This window comes from Mesorhizobium sp. Mes31, assembly GCF_024519675.1.
Lineage (GTDB): Bacteria > Pseudomonadota > Alphaproteobacteria > Rhizobiales > Rhizobiaceae > Mesorhizobium.
Map to the genome: position 1 here is coordinate 86,699 of NZ_JALJRL010000010.1, position 17,463 is coordinate 104,161.

Annotated in this window: 18 protein-coding genes; 8 read left to right on the top strand and 10 right to left on the bottom strand. The window is 62.5% G+C overall.

Annotated elements, in window-relative coordinates; translation table 11 throughout:
• Position 1 precedes the first annotated feature (1 nt).
• From NR193_RS18245 to NR193_RS18275, 7 genes are all read left to right on the top strand, one after another.
• Entirely contained in the window at positions 2-1,321 is a 1,320-nt protein-coding gene (locus tag NR193_RS18245; protein ID WP_256752176.1) for an extracellular solute-binding protein, read from the top strand.
• The gene (locus tag NR193_RS18250; protein WP_256752177.1) at positions 1,321-2,229 is read left to right on the top strand and encodes a carbohydrate ABC transporter permease; all 909 of its coding nucleotides are present in this window, start codon (positions 1,321-1,323) and stop codon (positions 2,227-2,229) included. Before NR193_RS18245 ends, NR193_RS18250 begins: the two co-directional genes overlap by 1 nt.
• Positions 2,226-3,044 carry a carbohydrate ABC transporter permease gene (locus NR193_RS18255; protein ID WP_256752178.1) on the top strand — a complete coding sequence of 273 codons (819 nt, stop codon included), beginning with the start codon at positions 2,226-2,228 and terminating at the stop codon, positions 3,042-3,044. The genes NR193_RS18250 and NR193_RS18255 overlap by 4 nt, the downstream gene beginning before the upstream one ends.
• 97 nt (positions 3,045-3,141) lie before the next feature.
• Complete coding sequence (gene iolG, locus NR193_RS18260; protein ID WP_256752179.1) at positions 3,142-4,134, top strand: inositol 2-dehydrogenase; 993 nt, start codon at positions 3,142-3,144, stop codon at positions 4,132-4,134.
• 24 nt (positions 4,135-4,158) lie between these two features.
• The gene (locus NR193_RS18265) at positions 4,159-5,097 is read left to right on the top strand and encodes a sugar phosphate isomerase/epimerase (protein WP_256752180.1); all 939 of its coding nucleotides are present in this window, start codon (positions 4,159-4,161) and stop codon (positions 5,095-5,097) included.
• Between the two features lie 333 nt (positions 5,098-5,430).
• Complete coding sequence (locus NR193_RS18270) at positions 5,431-6,210, top strand: universal stress protein (RefSeq protein ID WP_256752181.1); 780 nt, start codon at positions 5,431-5,433, stop codon at positions 6,208-6,210.
• Positions 6,211-6,343: 133 nt separating this feature from the next.
• Positions 6,344-7,306, top strand: coding sequence for an alpha/beta fold hydrolase (locus NR193_RS18275; RefSeq protein WP_306280227.1), 963 nt, complete (start codon positions 6,344-6,346; stop codon positions 7,304-7,306).
• Positions 7,307-7,662: 356 nt separating this feature from the next.
• Here NR193_RS18275 and NR193_RS18280 read toward each other — a convergent pair whose 3' ends face one another.
• The 7 genes from NR193_RS18280 to NR193_RS18310 are packed head-to-tail and all read right to left on the bottom strand — an operon-like array spanning position 7,663 to position 15,131.
• Positions 7,663-8,196, bottom strand: coding sequence for an NADH-quinone oxidoreductase subunit B family protein (locus NR193_RS18280; RefSeq protein WP_256752182.1), 534 nt, complete (start codon positions 8,194-8,196; stop codon positions 7,663-7,665).
• A 12-nt stretch (positions 8,197-8,208) separates the two neighbouring features.
• Positions 8,209-9,723, bottom strand: a complete 1,515-nt coding sequence (locus NR193_RS18285) for a nickel-dependent hydrogenase large subunit (protein ID WP_256752183.1) — start codon at positions 9,721-9,723, stop codon at positions 8,209-8,211.
• 18 nt (positions 9,724-9,741) lie between these two features.
• Positions 9,742-11,193, bottom strand: a complete 1,452-nt coding sequence (locus NR193_RS18290) for a hydrogenase 4 subunit F (RefSeq protein WP_256752184.1) — start codon at positions 11,191-11,193, stop codon at positions 9,742-9,744.
• Positions 11,190-11,852, bottom strand: a complete 663-nt coding sequence (locus tag NR193_RS18295) for a hydrogenase-4 component E (RefSeq protein ID WP_091581941.1) — start codon at positions 11,850-11,852, stop codon at positions 11,190-11,192. Before NR193_RS18295 ends, NR193_RS18290 begins: the two co-directional genes overlap by 4 nt.
• Positions 11,852-12,808: a respiratory chain complex I subunit 1 family protein gene (locus tag NR193_RS18300; RefSeq protein ID WP_256752185.1), complete on the bottom strand. Its 957-nt coding sequence runs from the start codon at positions 12,806-12,808 to the stop codon at positions 11,852-11,854. The genes NR193_RS18295 and NR193_RS18300 overlap by 1 nt, the downstream gene beginning before the upstream one ends.
• Positions 12,799-14,820 carry a hydrogenase 4 subunit B gene (hyfB, locus tag NR193_RS18305; RefSeq protein ID WP_375162711.1) on the bottom strand — a complete coding sequence of 674 codons (2,022 nt, stop codon included), beginning with the start codon at positions 14,818-14,820 and terminating at the stop codon, positions 12,799-12,801. Before hyfB ends, NR193_RS18300 begins: the two co-directional genes overlap by 10 nt.
• Positions 14,817-15,131, bottom strand: coding sequence for a helix-turn-helix transcriptional regulator (locus NR193_RS18310; RefSeq protein WP_256752186.1), 315 nt, complete (start codon positions 15,129-15,131; stop codon positions 14,817-14,819). The genes hyfB and NR193_RS18310 overlap by 4 nt, the downstream gene beginning before the upstream one ends.
• A gap of 275 nt (positions 15,132-15,406) precedes the next feature.
• Between NR193_RS18310 and NR193_RS18315 the strand changes: the two genes are divergently transcribed.
• Positions 15,407-16,177: a spermidine synthase gene (locus NR193_RS18315; protein WP_256752187.1), complete on the top strand. Its 771-nt coding sequence runs from the start codon at positions 15,407-15,409 to the stop codon at positions 16,175-16,177.
• 57 nt (positions 16,178-16,234) lie between these two features.
• On the opposite strand, the gene NR193_RS18320 is transcribed toward NR193_RS18315, so the two are convergent.
• From NR193_RS18320 to NR193_RS18330, 3 genes are all read right to left on the bottom strand, one after another.
• Positions 16,235-16,720: a BA14K family protein gene (locus NR193_RS18320; protein WP_256752188.1), complete on the bottom strand. Its 486-nt coding sequence runs from the start codon at positions 16,718-16,720 to the stop codon at positions 16,235-16,237.
• Positions 16,721-16,812: 92 nt separating this feature from the next.
• Positions 16,813-16,977, bottom strand: coding sequence for a DUF3309 family protein (locus NR193_RS18325; RefSeq protein WP_256752189.1), 165 nt, complete (start codon positions 16,975-16,977; stop codon positions 16,813-16,815).
• 89 nt (positions 16,978-17,066) lie between these two features.
• The gene (locus NR193_RS18330; RefSeq protein ID WP_256752344.1) at positions 17,067-17,240 is read right to left on the bottom strand and encodes a CsbD family protein; all 174 of its coding nucleotides are present in this window, start codon (positions 17,238-17,240) and stop codon (positions 17,067-17,069) included.
• Positions 17,241-17,463 lie beyond the last annotated feature (223 nt).

Here is a 17,463-nt window from a genome sequence, read left to right on the forward strand (position 1 = left end):
AATGACGCAGTCCAGCAGAAGCAGACTTACTCGCCGCTCCGTACTCAAGGGAGGACTTGGCCTGGCGCTTGCCACGACCGCCCTTACCGCACTCGGCCTGCCTGTCCCGGCCAGGGCGGCCGGCAAGAAGGTGATCATCGGCGCTTTCGCCGATGGCGGCCTGACGCCGTTCAAGCAGAAGATCATCCCGCTCGCCAAGGATGCCGGCTTCGACATCGAATTCCTCGAGGATGAATACGGCGTGACGCTGGAGAAGTGGTTCGCCGACGCCAAGAACAGCGCCGGCCAGTACGACCTCTATCTTCTCGACGATCCATGGGTGCCGCAGTTCGGCGCCGCCAATGTGCTCGAGGATCTCGGCGCGGCCGGCATCGACGGCAGCGACAAGGACTGGATCGGCTCGATGATCGACATGGGCTACTGGCCGCCGCAGAAGGGCGCACGCGTGAAAGGCTTCGAAACCGCCACGCCGACGCTGATCTGCGTGCCGTTCGTCGGCGATCTGCAGACCCTGACCTACCGCAACGATGTCTACACGAGTGGCGCACCGAAGACCTGGGACGAGGTCATCGCCAAGGGCAAGGAAGGCGTGGCGGCGGGCAAGATCAAATATCCGGTCGTGTTCCGCGGTGTTTCCGGAAATCCGATCGTGACCAGCTGGTATCCGGTCTTCCTGTCGTTTGGCGGCTCCTTCTTCGACGACAAATGGAACCCGGTCTTCAATTCCGCCGAAGGCAAGGCCTCCGCCGAATTCTTCGTCGGCACCATGAAGCAGAACGCGCCGAGCGGCGTCGTCGAGTTCGACTCGGATCAGGAAGGTGCGGCGATCCTGGGCGGCGAGGCCGGCGCGATCATCCAGTATTCCGGCAACGCGCTGAAGGCCGACGATCCGGCGCAGACCAAGGTGGCGGGCAAGCTCGATTTCGGCGTCGTGCCGAAGCAGACATCGGCGATCGCCCAGATGGGCATCTTCATCGCCGGGATTCCGAAATCGGCGCCCAACAAGGCCAATTCGGTCGAATTCCTGAAGTGGTATGTCAGCGCCGACATCCAGGCCAAGCTGTCGGAAGCAGGCTCCATCCCGGTCAAGCGCAGCGCCTTCGGCATCGCCAAGCCCGGCAACCGGCTGATCCCGGTCGCCTTGCAGCAACTCGACGCCGGCGCGCTGCCGCGGCCGCGCACACCCGACTGGGCCAAGGTCGAGGAACTGCTCGGCATCGAGCTCAACAAGGCGCTGCAGGCCGGCTCGGGCGGCGGCGCCGCGTTGGACAATGCCGCCAAGCAGGTCAAGGACTACCTGTCTTCGGTCGGCTATTACTGATGGCAAACGGCGGGACGCAGAGCCGCAAATACCGTCTGCAGGGGGCGGGGCTCGACCTCGCCCTCCCTTATCTCATGCTGGCGCCGGGCCTGCTGATCGTGCTTGGCGTGCTTGTCTATCCGCTCTGGGACGGCCTGCGCGCCAGCACCAAGGTCTATCGCTACGGCTCGGTCGTCGCCGATGTCGGCATGCAGAACTACATCAAGCTGTGGAGCGATCCGCAGTTTCTGAACTCGCTCTGGGTGACGGTCGAATTCGTCGCCCTGTCGGTCACCTTCGAGGCAATCCTGGGCTTTGCCCTGGCGCTGTTCTGCCTGCGGGAATTTCGCGGCATCCGCTTGCTCAGGACCATCCTGATCATCCCGATGGTGATAACGCCGGTCGTGGTCGCCATTGTCTTCAGGCTGATCTATGCCAGCGACGCCGGCATGCTGACGGCGATCTCCGAGTGGATGGGCGGCGGCCAGGTGCAGATCCTCGGCAGCCCCGTCAAGGCCTTCATCGGCCTCGTCGTTCTCGATGTCTGGGAATGGACGCCGCTGATGTTCCTGATCCTGCTGGCCGGCCTGCAGTCGCTGCCGCACGAACCCTTCGAGGCCGCCCGCGTCGATGGCGCCGGCAACTGGCGGGTGTTTGCCGACCTGACCTTTCCGATGATGCGGCCGGTGCTGGCGATCGCCATCGTGCTGCGCACGATCGACGCCTTCGGCACGTTCGACCAGGTGTTCGTGCTCACAAGGGGCGGACCGGGCGAGGCGACGCGGCTGGTCTCGATCTATGGCTACGACACCGCCTTCAAGTTCCAGCAGACCGGCTATGCGGCAGCACTTTTCGTCACCATCGGACTGGTCGTGCTTGCGCTAGCCTTCAGCGCCGTGCGGCTTTTGCGCAGGGTCGACGCATCATGAACAGTCGTCTGGCCCGCATCGGGGTGATGAGCGTGGTGCTGGCCATCGTGCTGTTGCCCATCTACTGGCTCGTCTCGACATCACTGAAGTCCAATCGCGAGATCACCCAGGAAGGCACGCTCTATCCGCATGTCCCGACACTGGACAATTACATCAGGCTGTTCACGGAGAAGCAGTTCGGCGCCTATCTGACCAACTCGCTGGTGGTGACGTTCTTCTCCGTGGCGATCGCCCTGGTCGCCGGCGCGATGGGCGCCTATGCGATCGCCCGCTTTCGCCTGCCTTTCGCGATGGAGCGCAAGGTCGGGTTGTTCCTGCTGACGCTGCGCATCGTGCCGCCGGTCGTCATCCTGATCCCGGTCTACCTGCTGATGCTCAAGCTCGGCCTGCTCGACAGCTGGCTGGGCCTGATCGCCACCTACACCGCGTTCAACATCACCTTCTGCGTCTGGATGATGGAGAGCTTCTTTCGCGAAATCCCCGTGGATCTCGAGGAAGCCGCCATGGTCGACGGCGATTCCCGCTTCGGTGCGTTCCGGCGCATCACCCTGCCGCTGGCAGCCCCCGGCCTCGCGGCGACCGCCATCTTTGCCGTGCTGGTCACCTTCAACGAATTCCTGTTCGCGCTGGCGCTGACGGCCACGCCCCGGGCGATGACGATGCCGCGCGGCACCGCCACGCTGATCGGCCGCATCGACACCGACTGGGCCTCGATGTCGGCGGCCGGCGTCATCGGCGCGTTGCCGATCGTCTTCTTCGCGCTCCTGGTGCAGCGCCATCTGGTTCGCGGGCTGACCATGGGAGCCGTGAAATGACGATCCGGCGGGGCAGCCACCCACCTCAATCAAGTCGCCGCCTCGGCCACGCACAAGGCCGCCCGACACCACGCGGCCTTTCAGGGAAATCAAACGCATGATCGATGTCTGTCTATTTGGAGCGGGCCTCATCGGCCAGGTGCATGCAGGCAATCTGGCGCGCCATCCCCGCGTGCGCCTGCGCTACATCGTCGATCCGAACACCGAGGCCGCCGCGAAGGTCTCGGCCCTTACCGGAGCCGAGATCGCCGACACCCAGACCGTGATGAATGACCCGTCGATCCGCATGGTGTTCATCGCTTCGGCGACGAGAACCCACGCGGACCTGGCCATGGCCGCGGCCGCCAAGGGCAAGGCGATCTTCTGCGAAAAGCCGATCGATCTTGATCTCAGGCGCACGGACCAATGCCTGGCGGCTGTCGAGAAGGCAGGCGTGCCCTTTCAGATCGGATTCAACCGTCGGTTCGACCCGAGTTTTCGGGCGCTCAAGGCGCGCCTTGGGCAAGGCGAGATCGGCGCCGTTGAGCAGGTCATCATCACCAGCCGCGATCCGGAACCGGAAACCGAGGAAGCGCTCGCCGGAGGAGGGGGCGTCTTCCGGGAGATGACCATTCACGACTTCGACATGGCACGAAACCTGTTGGGCGAAGAGCCGGTGGAACTCTTCGCGACCGGGTCGTCCCTCGTCGCGCCGCAATATGCCAAGCTGGGGGACTACGATACGGCGATGTTCGTGCTGCGCACGGCGTCCGGCCGGCAATGCCACATCAACAATAGCGTCAGGGCCGCCTACGGCTACGACCAGCGCATCGAGGTGCATGGCGCGGATGGGATGCTGCGAGCCGGCAACAGGGTGCCGACATCGGTCGAAGTTTCAGGTGCAAAGGCGGTATCGCGCGACAAGCCCTACTACTTCTTCGTCGAGCGCTATGCCGAGTCCTACGCCGCCGAGATCGATCATTTCATCACCTGTGTCGAAACAGGCCAACGGCCCGATGTCACGGCAAGCGACGGCCGCAAGGCGATGATCCTGTGCGAGGCAGCGCTTGCCTCCGCCAAGTCCGGCAGGTTCGAGGCCGTCCGGTTCTAGCGCGATTGAACGAGGAGTTTCCAGATGAAGATCGGCATGATTACGGACAGCCTCGGCAACCTCGCCTTCGACGAGATGTTGCGCGCCTCCGCCGAGCTTGGACTCGAGACGCTGGAGTTCGCGTGCGGCAACTGGTCGTCGGCACCGCATATCGATCTGCAGGCGATGCTGGCGAGCGCGGCCACGCGCAAGGAATTCGTCGCCAAGGTCAGGGATCACGGGATGACGATCGCGGCGCTCAATTGCTCGGGCAATCCGCTGCATCCCGGGCCGCAGGGCAAGATCCACCACAGCGTTACACAGGACACCATAAGGCTGGCCAGCCTGATGGAGATCGATCGCGTGGTCATGATGTCGGGCCTGCCGGGCGGACCGGGTGACGCCAATCCGAACTGGATCATCACCGATTGGCCGCCGGAATGCCTGGAGATCCAGCGCTACCAGTGGGAAGAGCGGATCATCCCGTACTGGCGCGACCTCGTCGCGTTTTCAAACAAGCTCGGCATCCACAAACTGTGCCTGGAACTGCACGGCCACCAGGCCGTCTACAACGTCCAGACGCTGTTCAAGCTTCGTGACGCCGTCGGCGAAACGGTCGGCGCCAATTATGACCCCAGTCATCCCCTGTGGATGGGGGCGGACCCGATTGCCGCCATCCGCAAGCTCGGCTCGGCGATCTACTATGTCCACGCCAAGGACACCCGGATCGAACCAATTCCCGCGGCCATCGACGGCACGCTCGATGCGCGCCCGCCGAACCTCTATGCCGAACGCGCCTGGAACTACATCACGCTCGGCTACGGCCACGGTGAGACCTGGTGGCGGCAGTTCTGCACCGCGCTCAAGCAGGTTGGCTACGACGATGTCCTGTCGATCGAGCACGAGGACATGATGCTCTCCCCGATGGAAGGCATGCGAAAATCCGTTGCGCTGCTGCGCAACGTCGCAATCAACCTGTCATAAAGCGAGGACTTGCCGAGGTTCGGGCCGGTCGCCCGCTATCTCGACCTCGACGACGAAGTTTATCAAGGATTTGGGGACCGGTTCGACGACAGGGCCGCCAAACGGCGGCTTGCGTGTTGGCGGCCGTGCGTGGTGCTCATGGACCGTCTGGTCCATGGGCTCTCGGTTCCGCCGGCTCCTAGGTCCGGGAAGAACGCTCCGGCCGTTCATAGAACAGACTGGCTCGAAATCGGTGCCGCTCGGGCGGTTTGATCCGCCGCAAAGCGTGGCGGCGTCCATTGCGCTTAAATAAGAACTGGCTCGAAAAGCCGGCAAACGGGGAAGGAGCGTCACATGAGCTACAAGGATATCTTGGTGTTCCTCGACGGTTCCGTCGAAAACGCAGCGCGGGTGGATTTCGCCCTTTCGCTGGCAAAGGCACACGGCGCGAGGCTGACTGGCGTCGACATCGACTCCCCAGCTGCTTTCGCAGGCGAGTGGTCCGAACGCGCGAAATCGCTCGAAGAGACATTGTTCGCCAGTGCCAATCGCTTCGGCGTCGACGTTCGCTTCAAGGTCGCGGACCGCAACTCTGCGGAATGGAAGCGTTACTATACGCCCTATGCGGATCTGGTGATCGCCACGCAGCCCTATCGTGAGGTTTCCGACAGGATCGCGCCCGAGGTGCCGGGGGATTTGTTGACGTCGGCAGGCGTGCCGATGATCCTGCTGCCGCGGGACTGGCGGCCGGGACCCGTTGGAGAAGAGGTCGTGATTGCCTGGTCACCGAGCGGACAAGCCGCCCGTGCCGTCCACGATGCGATGCCCCTTTTGGTCCGGGCGCGGAAGGTAACGGTGTTCGCCTTCGATCCGCCGGCCGACTTGAAGGATACGGATCTCGACTTGCTGCGCGACCATCTGCTTGCCCATGGCGTCAAGGCCGGGACCGACCGCTGGACGGACACCGGCGACTTGTCGGCAATCGAGGCGCTGTTTGCTTCGCGCGCTTTGGAGGACGCCGACCTGATCGTGGCCGGCGCTTATAGCCATTCGCGAATCCGTGAGGCCTTGTTCGGCGGAATGACCAAATCCCTGCTCGAGCAATTCTCGCTGCCGGTGTTCGTCTCGCACTGAACGGGGGATCGGTTCCTGCAAATGACTGGGCGGCACCTGCGCGGCTTGCCTTGATCTAGGGCGCTTGGCGGCAGAATGGCGGGTCATTTGGTGGAGTTTTGCAATGAGCCGAACCAGAGGTTTCCTGCTGGCCATGTTCATCGTCATGGTGGCCGCGGCCAGTGTGGCCTTCCTGCTTTACGAGAACGAGCTTGGTCGCATGCGCGACACCGCCAGCCGAGGCAGTCTGATCGCCAACCTCGACATGGGCCCGATCGAATACGCCAACAGCGGTGCTGGCATTCCGCTTCTGTCGATCCATGGTGCCGGCGGCGGTTTTGACCAAGGCCTTGCCAATGCAGCCGATCTCGTGGGTGAGGGTTTTCGGGTCATCGCGCCATCACGCTTCGGCTATCTGCGCACGCCCGTTCCGCCGGACTCCTCTCCAGCCGCGCAGGCCGATGCGCACGCGGCGTTGCTTTCCAAACTCGGCGTCCCCAAAGCGGTGGTCGTCGGCATTTCGGCAGGCGCGCGTTCCGCGGCTGAGTTGGCACTCCGGCACCCGGACAAGGTCGCCGCTCTTGTTCTGATCGTCCCAGCCCTCTATTCGCCCACCAAGCCGATCTCGATCGAAGTGGGTCGCGGCAACAGGTTCGCATTCTGGGCCGTCAATGCTGGCGGCGATTTCGCATGGTGGGCCGCCGAGAAAGTCGCGCCGTCGATACTCATTCGCTTCCTCGGCGTTCGACCGGCGCTGGTAGCGGCTGCGCCTCAGGCCGAGCGGGATCGCGTCATGAGCTTCGTCCGGAGCGTTGAGCCCTTGTCGCTGCGCTTCCCCGGCATCAATATCGACAGCGTCCCCGAACTCCATGAAATGCCGTTGGGCGAAATTACCGCGCCGACAATGATCATCTCCGCGCGTGACGACCTGTTCAACACGCTGCCGGCGGCTGAGTTCTCGGCGGGCAAGATCCCCGGTGCCATGCTGGTCGTCTACGACACTGGTGGACATCTTTTGGTGGGACAGGCGCAGCAGGTTCGCACTGCGGTTCGCACGTTTCTGGCAGGCGCGGGCCTGATCCCGTCATTGGCAACAACAACATCAATGTCGCGGTAAGCCGCTCGATGTCAGCGGCGACGCCGGCACCATCAGCGTGTCGCTCGGCTTTCGATCAGATGGCGTGCCAGCCGGCACGCGACGACGAATTCGCTGCCATTCCTTCAGGAGTCGCCCACAGGGAATGGTCCGCTCCGCGGCGGCTTTGCGCCGGCGCGGAGGATTGCGCAGGCGGTGCGGGTTCAATTGGTGGCGATCCTGTCAACCGCCGAGCGCCGGGACGAGCCCGCGGAGCGAGGGCGAAGCACCAATGCCGCAGCGATGCACGGCGGGCCGTGAAATCGACAATCGGGCGCTCGCAGAAGCTATTCCGAGGCAGCGACAAGCCCGGCTTGGAAAAGCCTCCACATCGACATTCAACCCCTGGGGACAGCAGTCCTTGAATCCTCGAGCAAGGCGAGCAAGCCTTTCAGGATTTCGATTGGTGGCGGCGGACAGCCTGGAATGTGCAGATCGACCGGCAGCACCTCCGACACTCCCCCGACCACGGCATAGCTGCCAGCGAAACAGCCGCCGTTCCTGGCGCAATCCCCGAGTGCAACCACCCACTTGGGGTTGGGAGTCGCATCGTATGTTCGCTTCAACGCTTCGCTCATGTTCTTGGTCACCGGTCCTGTGACGAGCAAGATATCGGCATGACGCGGCGAGGCGACAAAACGGATTCCGAAACGCTCGATGTCATAGAATGCGTTGTTGAGCGCATGCATCTCGAGTTCGCAGCCATTGCAGGAACCGGCGTCGACAGCCCGGATGGCCAGGCTTCTGCCCAGCCTTTTGCGAGCGGACCCGTCGAGGGCACGCGCCAATTCCTCGACCGCCGAGTCGCGTGCCAACGGTGGTCGCTCGGTGAGGGCGGGGCGTATCAGGCTTTCGAAGAGGAGCTTGCGCATGACAGCATGCCTTCAAAGATCGTGCCCGGAATAAGAGCAGTTGAATGATTTGTTGCAGAGCGGAAAGTCGGCGACGATGTTGCCCTCGATGGCGGCTTCAAGAAGCGGCCACTGAAACCATGACGGGTCACGCAGGTGACAGCGCTCGACAAGGCCACCCCTGCCAATGCGCAGCCAGGCCAGGATGTCGCCGCGAAAACCTTCAACGAGCGCCATGCCTTCATGCGGTCCGTCTGTCGGCGCGAGATCGACACGGATCGGGCCACCGGGCAGTTTTCCCAGGATCTGTTCGATCAGCGACAGGCTCTGCTTTACCTCGTGGATGCGGATCCAGACGCGCGCGTTCACGTCGCCTTCCTGGAGGAGAGGGACGTCAAAGGCGAGTTCGTCATAGGGCGGATAGGCCAGACCGCGCCGTGCATCGAAGTCCCGGCCAGAGGCTCGGCCGACAAAGCCTCCGGCGCGATACTGTCGGGCGAGCTCTGCCTTGAGCCGGCCGGTTGCGACCGTCCGGTCCTGCAGCGACGCCGTATTGTCGTAGAGGTCGATCAGCTTGGGGAACCGCTGCCTGATCTCGGCGAGCAGGTACCGAACCGCTGTCGCGCCCTCGTCGCTCAGGAAGCTTGCCACCCCTCCAGGCACGATGCAGTCGCGCATCAGACGATGGCCGAAAGCGGCATCGCTTGCCCGCAATACGCGCTCACGGAGCACCCCGCAGTGGGCATGCATGAGCGAGAAGGAGGCGTCGTTGCAGATGGCGCCGATGTCGCCCAGATGATTGGCCAGGCGTTCCATCTCGGCCATGAGCGCTCGCAGCCAGCGCGCGCGCGGAGGGATCTCGACACCGAGCGCCGCTTCGACCGCGCGGGCGAATGCGAGGGAGTACGCCACGGTGCTGTCGCCTGAGGTTCTGGCTGCCAGCCTGGCGGCACGATCGATATCGGATCCAGCCATCAAACCTTCTATGCCCTTGTGCGTGTATCCGAGGCGCTCTTCCAGCCGGACAACCGTTTCGCCGCTCGCCGTAAATCGAAAATGCCCCGGCTCGATGATGCCGGCATGCACAGGTCCGACCGGAATCTGGTGCAGGCCTTCCCCCTCGGCAGGCAGGAAATGATAGGGGGACGCCGTCGGAGACGATGTCTGCTGGGTTCCCAGCGGATAGCTGAGCCCCCACTGGCCATGATCGAGCCACCGTCGTGTATCGGGCGCGCCCTGCGGCAAGAGACCGAACAAATCGGCGGCCGCACGTTCGAGGCGCAATGCGGGCGGATGCAGCCGGCCGACCGATGGGTAGCGGCCGTCCGGACATACCAGGCTGACAACGCCGATCTCACTGGCGTTTTCATCGAGGAGCGCCATGTGGACGACGCCCGGCTCACCCCAGAGACCGAGCAGGCCCCAGTGGCCCTCGACCAGCTGGTCAACGGCAAAGCTCCATATCTTGGGAGCCACCACGGCGCGCGGCCACGGAAAATGGTTGTCGACACGTTGGCCAGCAAGGATGAGGTCGATCAGAGCGGGCATGCTTCTTTCTCCCTTCCTTCATCCCAGAAGGTTGGCGACATGCTGGAACCATGTGACCAGTGGTGGCGGCAGATAGATGCCGGCGGCAAACACCAGCGCCAGGTGGGAATACATCGGAATGTAGGACGCCTCGGCGGGCGCGGTGCTGCCGCGCGGTTCGCCGAAAGCGACGCCGGTCAGCCGAAGCAGCAGGGCGCCGAAAGCGAGCAGAATCCCGAATACCAGCGGTACCGCCAGAAAGGGGTGCCTTGCAAATGTCGAACTCACAACCAGGAATTCGCTCATGAAGATGCCGGATGGAGGGAGGCCGGCAATGGCGACGACGCCGATGACGAGCGCCCAGCCAAGCGCCGGATGCGTCTCCGTCAGCCCCCTGATCTCGGTTATGTTCTGTGTTCCCTTGACCTGAGCAATGTGTCCGACCGTGAAGAAGATCGCCGACTTGGTCAGGCTGTGCATCACCATGTGCAGCAGGCCGGCAAAGTTGGCGAGCGGGCCACCCATGCCGAAAGCGAACACGATGATGCCCATGTGCTCGATGGAGGAATACGCGAACAGACGTTTGATGTCGCGGCGGCGGTAGAGCATGAAGGCCGCGAAAACGAGTGACGTCAGCCCCATCGTGATCATCAATGGCCCCGTCGCGATCGCTTCTGGGCTTGCCGCGAGCAACATCTTGAAACGCAGCACGGCATAGAGCGCGACGTTCAACAGCAAGCCCGACAGCACCGCGGAAATCGGCGTCGGGCCCTCCGCGTGCGCGTCGGGCAGCCAGGCATGCAAGGGCGCAAGGCCAACCTTCGTGCCGTAGCCGAGCAGCAGGAAGACGAAGGCGACATTCAGCAAAGCCGGGTCGAAATGCGCCGCGTGTGCGATGAGCACTGTCCACACCATGGCATTCGTGCCCTCGCCAACAACTGGTTGCGCGGCCATGTAGACGAGGATGGTGCCGAACAGGGCCAGCGCGATGCCGACGCTGCCCAGGATGAAATATTTCCAGGCGGCTTCCAGCGCTTCATGCGTGCGATAGATGCCAACCATGAGCACGGTGGTCAGCGTGGCAAGCTCCACCGCCACCCACATCAAGCCGATATTGTTCGACACGAACGCCAGGTTCATGCCGAACATCATGATCTGGTACATCGCATGGTAGAACCGCAGGTTCGACGCGGTCAGCCGTCCGGTATCCAGTTCGTGCGCGATGTAGGAGGCGCTGAAGACGCTGGTCGTGAAGCCGACAAATGCATTGAGCACGATGAAGACGATGTTGAGATCGTCGACGAGCAGGTATTGACCGGGCTGTGGCCGTTCGGTGACGAAAAGCGACAGTGCGGCGAGCAAGGTCAGCAAGCTCGCCGCGACATTGAGGCCCGCCGCCAGCCGGTAATTCGGCAGCGCCGCCAGAAGCGCGGCCGCGACGACTGGTATCAGCAAAATGGCGGCCACCGCATCGAGGGAAAACGCGGTCAACGATGTTCTCCCCTGTAGTCGTCGAGCGCGCCGACATCCACCGAGTCGAACCTCTCGCGGATGCGGAACAGGAACACTCCGATGACGATGAAAGCGATGAGGATCGAGAAGGCGACACTGATCTCGACGACCAGCGGCATGCCCTTGGCCCCGGTGGCGGCAAGGACCAGGCCGTTCTCGAGCGACATGAATCCCACCACCTGGCTGACGGCATTGCGCCGGGTGACCATCACCAGGAGCCCCAGCAGTATGATGGACAGCGCGAAGGCCAGGTCCTCGCGGGCGAGGGGGTCGGCGCCGGAAGTCACCCGCAGCATCAGGACCATGGACAGGGTCACCAGACCAATTCCCGCGAGCATGGTCGGACCGATCCCGACGGCGGTCTCGATATCGCGATGGATGCCGAGCCGCTGAATGATGCGATGAAGCCCGACGGGAATGACAATCGCCTTGAAAATGAGGGCAATCGCCGCCGTGACGTAGAGATGATGCGCGTCCTGGATATAGGCCTGCCAGGCCACCGACAGGGCGAGCACGATGGCATGAACCGCAAAAACGTTGATCAGCGCAAAGAGGCGATCCTGGTACAGCATCATGAAACTGACCAGCACCAAGCCGCCGGCGAGCAAATGAGCGATGTCGAAGGTGAGGCCGTTCATCAGAGGCTCCGTGAGACGAACAGCAGCAGCGTGCCGAGCAGGGCCAGCATGAGCGCTGCTCCGAGGAAATCCGGGACGCGGAAGACACGCATCTTGGCGATGGCAGTCTCGAACAAAGCGAGGAGAACGCCGCTCGCGGCAAGTTTGCAGATGTAGAAAACGACGCCCAGAACATAAGACCAGGGCCCGGCCCCGGCGGTCACGAGCCCCCAGGGAACGAAAACACAGGAAATCAGCGAGACGTAGAGCAGAAGCTTCAGGAAGGCCGCGAAATCGATCATCGCCAGATGGCGACCGGAATATTCCAGGACCATCGCCTCGTGGATCATGGTCAGCTCCAGATGCGTCGCCGGGTTATCCACCGGCACGCGGGCATTTTCCGCGATCGCCACCATGACGAGAGCGATCAGCGACATTCCGAGCGATACCCGCAGGCCAACCTGCGGCGAACCCATGAAAGCCGCCACCGTGGACAGTTGCGTCGCTCCGGCAACGAGTGCCAGGCTGAACACGATCAGGAGCATGGCGGGCTCGGCCAGAGAGGCAATCATCACCTCGCGGCTGGCGCCGATGCCGCCAAAGCTCGTGCCGACGTCCATCGCCGCCAGCGCCAGGAAGAAGCGTGCGCTTCCAAGCAGCGCGACGATCGCTATGAGATCGGCGGTCCAACTGAACTTGAGGCCGGTGGCGAATGTCGGGACGAGCGCGGCGGCGACCCATGTGGCGGCGAAGATCAGATACGGTATGACGCGAAACAGCCAGGATGCATTGTCGGCCAGAACGACCTCCTTGCGCATGAGCCGCAAGAGATCGCGATAGGGCTGGACGAGAGGAGGGCCCTGGCGGCGCAACAGTCTTGCCTTCACCTTGCGGATGAAGCCAGTCAGGAGCGGTGCCAGCAAAAGCACCAGCATCATCTGCGCGCCCTGGACCGTCAGCTCGAGGATCAGGGCCATAGTGCGAGCACCAGGAGCAAGACGATGAGGAAGAGAAAGACAAGGGTCAGGTAGCGCCTGATCGTCAGGAACTGCAGATGGTTCAGGTGGTCGGTCGCAAAGTCGAGGGCCTTGCCGATGGGCAGATACAGCGCCTCCCAGATCACATCATGGATTTCCAGATTGAAACGAGCCGGACCGGTATCGCCGGGTGCCGGCATTTCGACCCTTTCAGTCGCGCGGAACACGAATGTGCCGAAGACCCGGCGGATAGGCTGTGCGAAGCTGACGCCCGTGTATTGCGAGCCCGGGACGACATCCGCGAAGCCGCAACCCCAGGCGGGACCGCGACGCAGTGCGTGCGACGCGAAGCGATGGATGACATAGACCGCGGCGGATGCGGAAATGGCGATGAATACAAACACCAGCAGGCCGTTGTAGGAACTGCGACTCTCGGCGATCGGCACGATCGAAAGCCAAGGCTGGGCCATCTGCACCGGCATGCGGCTGCCGATGAGCGAAAGCGTCACGGGTGAAAGGCCATCTATGACAAAGCCTGGCAGAATGCCGGCAAGCAGACAGAGCGCGGCAAGGATGAACATTGCCGCCAACGAGTAGCGGTCGGCTTCGTGCGCGTGTTCCACCGCCGAGGTCCGTGGTCGGCCCAGGAACGTAATTCCAAAGGCCTTCACGAAGCAGGCCGCGGCCAGCGCCGCCGACAGCGCCAGCAGGCCGCCGACGGCGGGCACCATCACCTTCAGGCCCCATTGCGGCAGATCCGGGCTCTGCAGGACAGCCTGGAAAGCCAGCCATTCGGAGACGAAGCCGTTGAACGGCGGAAGCGAGGAGATCGCCACGCAGCCAACGAGAAAGACGAAGCTGGTCAGCGGCATCCGGTGGATAAGACCGCCCAGCTTCTCCATGTCCCGCTCGCCGGTTGCCGTGAGCACGGCGCCCGCGCCGAAAAAAAGCAGGCTTTTGAAGAATGAATGGTTGAGAGCGTGGAACAGCGCGGCGGTAAGCGCCAGCGCCGCGGCCGATGGCATGGCGTTCGCCTTGAAGGCGAGCGCGAGACCGAGGCTTACGAAGATGACGCCGATGTTCTCGATGGTGCTATAGGCAAGCAGCCGCTTGAGGTCCTTTTCCATCAACGCGTAAAGGATCCCCAAGACAGCGGTGAGGCCTCCGAAGAAAAGGACGATGACGCTCGACCACCACGTCGGCTCACCGAGCAGGTCGAAGATAACGCGGATGAAGCCATACACGGCGACCTTGGTCATGACGCCGCTCATGAGAGCCGAAACGTGGCTTGGCGCGGCCGGGTGAGCGAGTGGAAGCCAAACGTGCAGCGGAACGAGACCAGCCTTGGAGCCGGCGCCCAGCAACATGAGAGCCAGGACGAAAGTGGCGACGAGCGGAGTGGCCCCCGCGGCACGCATCGCTTCGAACGTGTAATTTCCGCCCGGCCCGGACAACAAGCCGAACGCAAGCAGCAGCGCGAGCGTGCCGAAGCTCGCCATCACCAGATAAATGTAACCGGCCCGCGCGTTTTCCCGTTCGCGATGGTGGACGATGACCAGCGCCCAGGAAGAGAGCGACATGAATTCCCAGGAGAGCAGGAAGGTGAAGGCGTCATCCGCGAGCACGACCAGATTCATTCCGGCGAGGAAGGCGGGGAAGAACGGCAGCACCCGGTGCGGCGAGGGCTCGTGGCTGCCATAGCCGAGACCGTAGAGGCTGGCCATGGCGCCGCCGAAATTGATGACGACGAGGAAGAAGGTCGAGAGCGCATCCAGGCGGAAATGAGCCCCGATCCAGGGCAGCCCGACCGGCAATACGGCAGTCGACGGCGTGACGGGGTCTTCGAGGATGCGGCCGGCGAGAACCAGGAGCGCGGCGGCCGAAATACCGAGCGTCAAGCCGTAGACGAGGCGTGTTCCCGAGCCCGGCGTGCGGCTCACCGCAATCGCAAGCACCGCTGTCCCCAGGAGCGAAGCAACGCCCCACAGAAAGACCGCGGCGTCCGAAATCACGCCACGCTCCTCGCAGCGAGTTTGGTGCCCGCATCCTCCCCGCCCAGAACCTTGGCGGGGTCGAAATCCGCCTTGAGCCGCACGCCACGTCCACCGGTCTGGCTGGAGGCGCCCTCGGCGATCAGCTCGACGCCGGCAAGGTCAAGGGCCCCGATCAACTTCATCAGGGAATCGACGTTGCCCCGGATAATCGACTCGCTGGCTTCCATGCGCTGAATGGTCGGCACCGAAAGGCCGGACAATTCGGCCAGCCTGCGCTGGTCAACGCCAAGGAGCGCCCTCGCGGCACGCAACTGTGGAGCAGTTATCACGGGTTGCATCCCTCATTGTCAACTTTGAGATATTGTCTCTGCCGGTTGCAGCATATATTAAAATGCGGTGCATTCAACAAATGATGCGTGACACATCTATCCATGCGCCATGGGAAACCGCGCGGCATGTGCCGGGATTGCCTTGGACGCTCCCCGGCGCCCGGCAAGTGCAAGGCGGGCCCGCAATGACGGAGGCCGCGAAACGCCCTGGCAAAAGGCCGTTCGAGAGACGAGTTGAGCGGTGGATTTAGGAATTTGGCTGTGGTGACCAGGTCATGATCCGGGTTGCGAAATATCATACCGATTTCGGCAACATCGAGGTTCTGCGGACCAAGGATTCCGGCTCGTTCATTTATCGCCAAGGCGGTTGCTACCAAAGCGAGTGCGACCCCAATGGCATCAGCGTCGTGCCCTATATACACGCGATCTTTGGTCTTCTCGCGCAAGCGGAAGTGTCCGACGTCCTGATGATAGGTTGTGGCGGCGGCAGCCTGGGCACGATGCTGGACAGGGTTGGCGTGTGTGTCACGATCGTCGACATCAACCCGAAGGCCTTCCAGATCGCCCAGCAATATTTTGGGCTGCCTCGGGGCGTTCACTGCTGCACTTCCGACGGGCGGGATTTCTTGCGCGCCGACCGTCATCGCTACGACGCCATCGTCCTGGACGCATATTCCGGGCGGCGCATTCCGGACCACCTGTGCGCCGAGACATTCTTCGGTCTGGCGCAGACACGTCTCAAAAACTCATCCGGCATGCTGATCGGGAATGTTCATGCTCGCCACGACCTTGACACCATGCCGGATCGGGTTGCCGCGAAACTCAGCAATATCTGGGCGAATGTCAGACTGCTCGATACTCGCGGCGCCTCGGACCGCAACGCGCTCGTCATGGCAGGCAAGGTGCGTGATCTCGTCCAGCCGACGTTGCTGGTACCGCCGTCGGTTGGCGCTGACGAGATCGCGCATGAGCTGAGCCTCCTGGCGTTCAGGCCCTGGCATGTGCCACGCCGAGCAGCGCAAAGCGCAGGGCGGGGCACCAGTTAGAGGCTGGTCCTTTCGTGTGCTTCAGGACCAGCCCAACGAATAGCAGGCGGCGGAACTTCAGTAGGGCGAATGACACTGCCGACGCGGGCCGTTGTAAGGCTGGAAGGTATTGTCCGACGCCCGATACGACCTGTAGTGGTCGTAGCACCACTGCACATGGGCGTTGCCCGAATAGACACGGTTGTTCTCGCTGTTGACGATTGCGCTGCCGATCAGTGCGCCGGCGGTGAAGGCAGCAAGCGGGAACCAGAAGTCGCCGTGCCGGCGATAGCCGCGATGGTACTCGCGGTAGCCGCGGTGGCCGTTCCAGTACATGCCGTCGTTGTGTATGACACCGCGATGCACCCGATTGCCAATGTGGCGGTTGCCGTGGCGAGGTATCCAGCGCGGGTCGCCGTTGCGGGCTTCCACAGTTTGAACGTCGCTTGAAGCTGACGGTGCCTGCGGTACGAACATCTGCATGGCATTCGCCGGCAAGGCGGCGGAAGCCGCGAACGACGCCGACAATACGCCGGCCAGTATGCCCGACATGATCCTGTTCATGATCTTCTCCTGGAGGGGATGGTTACCCCTTGTGTGTGTGAGCGATTAAGTGGGTATGCCTGTGCCTGTGTTAAATTCGTTGAGAAATGGGCTCAAACTCGTCCCATGAGAACCAAGACGATGACGACGATCAGGATCACGCCAAGAATACCAACGCCGCCGTGACCGAACCCGTAGCCGTATCCACCGAAGCGGCCACTAAATCCGCCGAGCAGGAAAATGATAAGCAAGATGATAAGTATGGCTCCAAGCGACATGGGTTCTTCTTCTTTTTATCGCTTCAGGCAGCTGATGCCCGCCTTATCGCTGTCGATCTGGCAATCTGGAGAATTGCCAGCAACAGTTCTTATTTCTCCTTGATGACGTCTTTGATGCCGCCGACGGCGTTCTGGATCTTGCCTTCGAATTTGTCGGCCTTGCCCTCGGACTCCAACTTGGCGTCACCGATTGCTTTGCCAAGGGCTTCCTTTATTTTCCCTTTTACGACCTTCGCAGACCCGACTACCCTGTCTTTGTCCATCATCCATTCCTCCAACTTCTCTTCTGCTTGATAAAGTTATGAGCAATGCACCAGTTGTCCTTGATTTCGATCAAGCGAACTGCGGACGCGGGAGCTGGTCTTGGGGCGGACCTTCGGCATCCACGAGAAGCCGAGATAGCAATCAATGCTTCGTCGGCTTGTCCTGGAGCGTTCATGCAGCCGGCACGTTCATTGCCGGAAAGGCATGGATTCTCAACTTGTC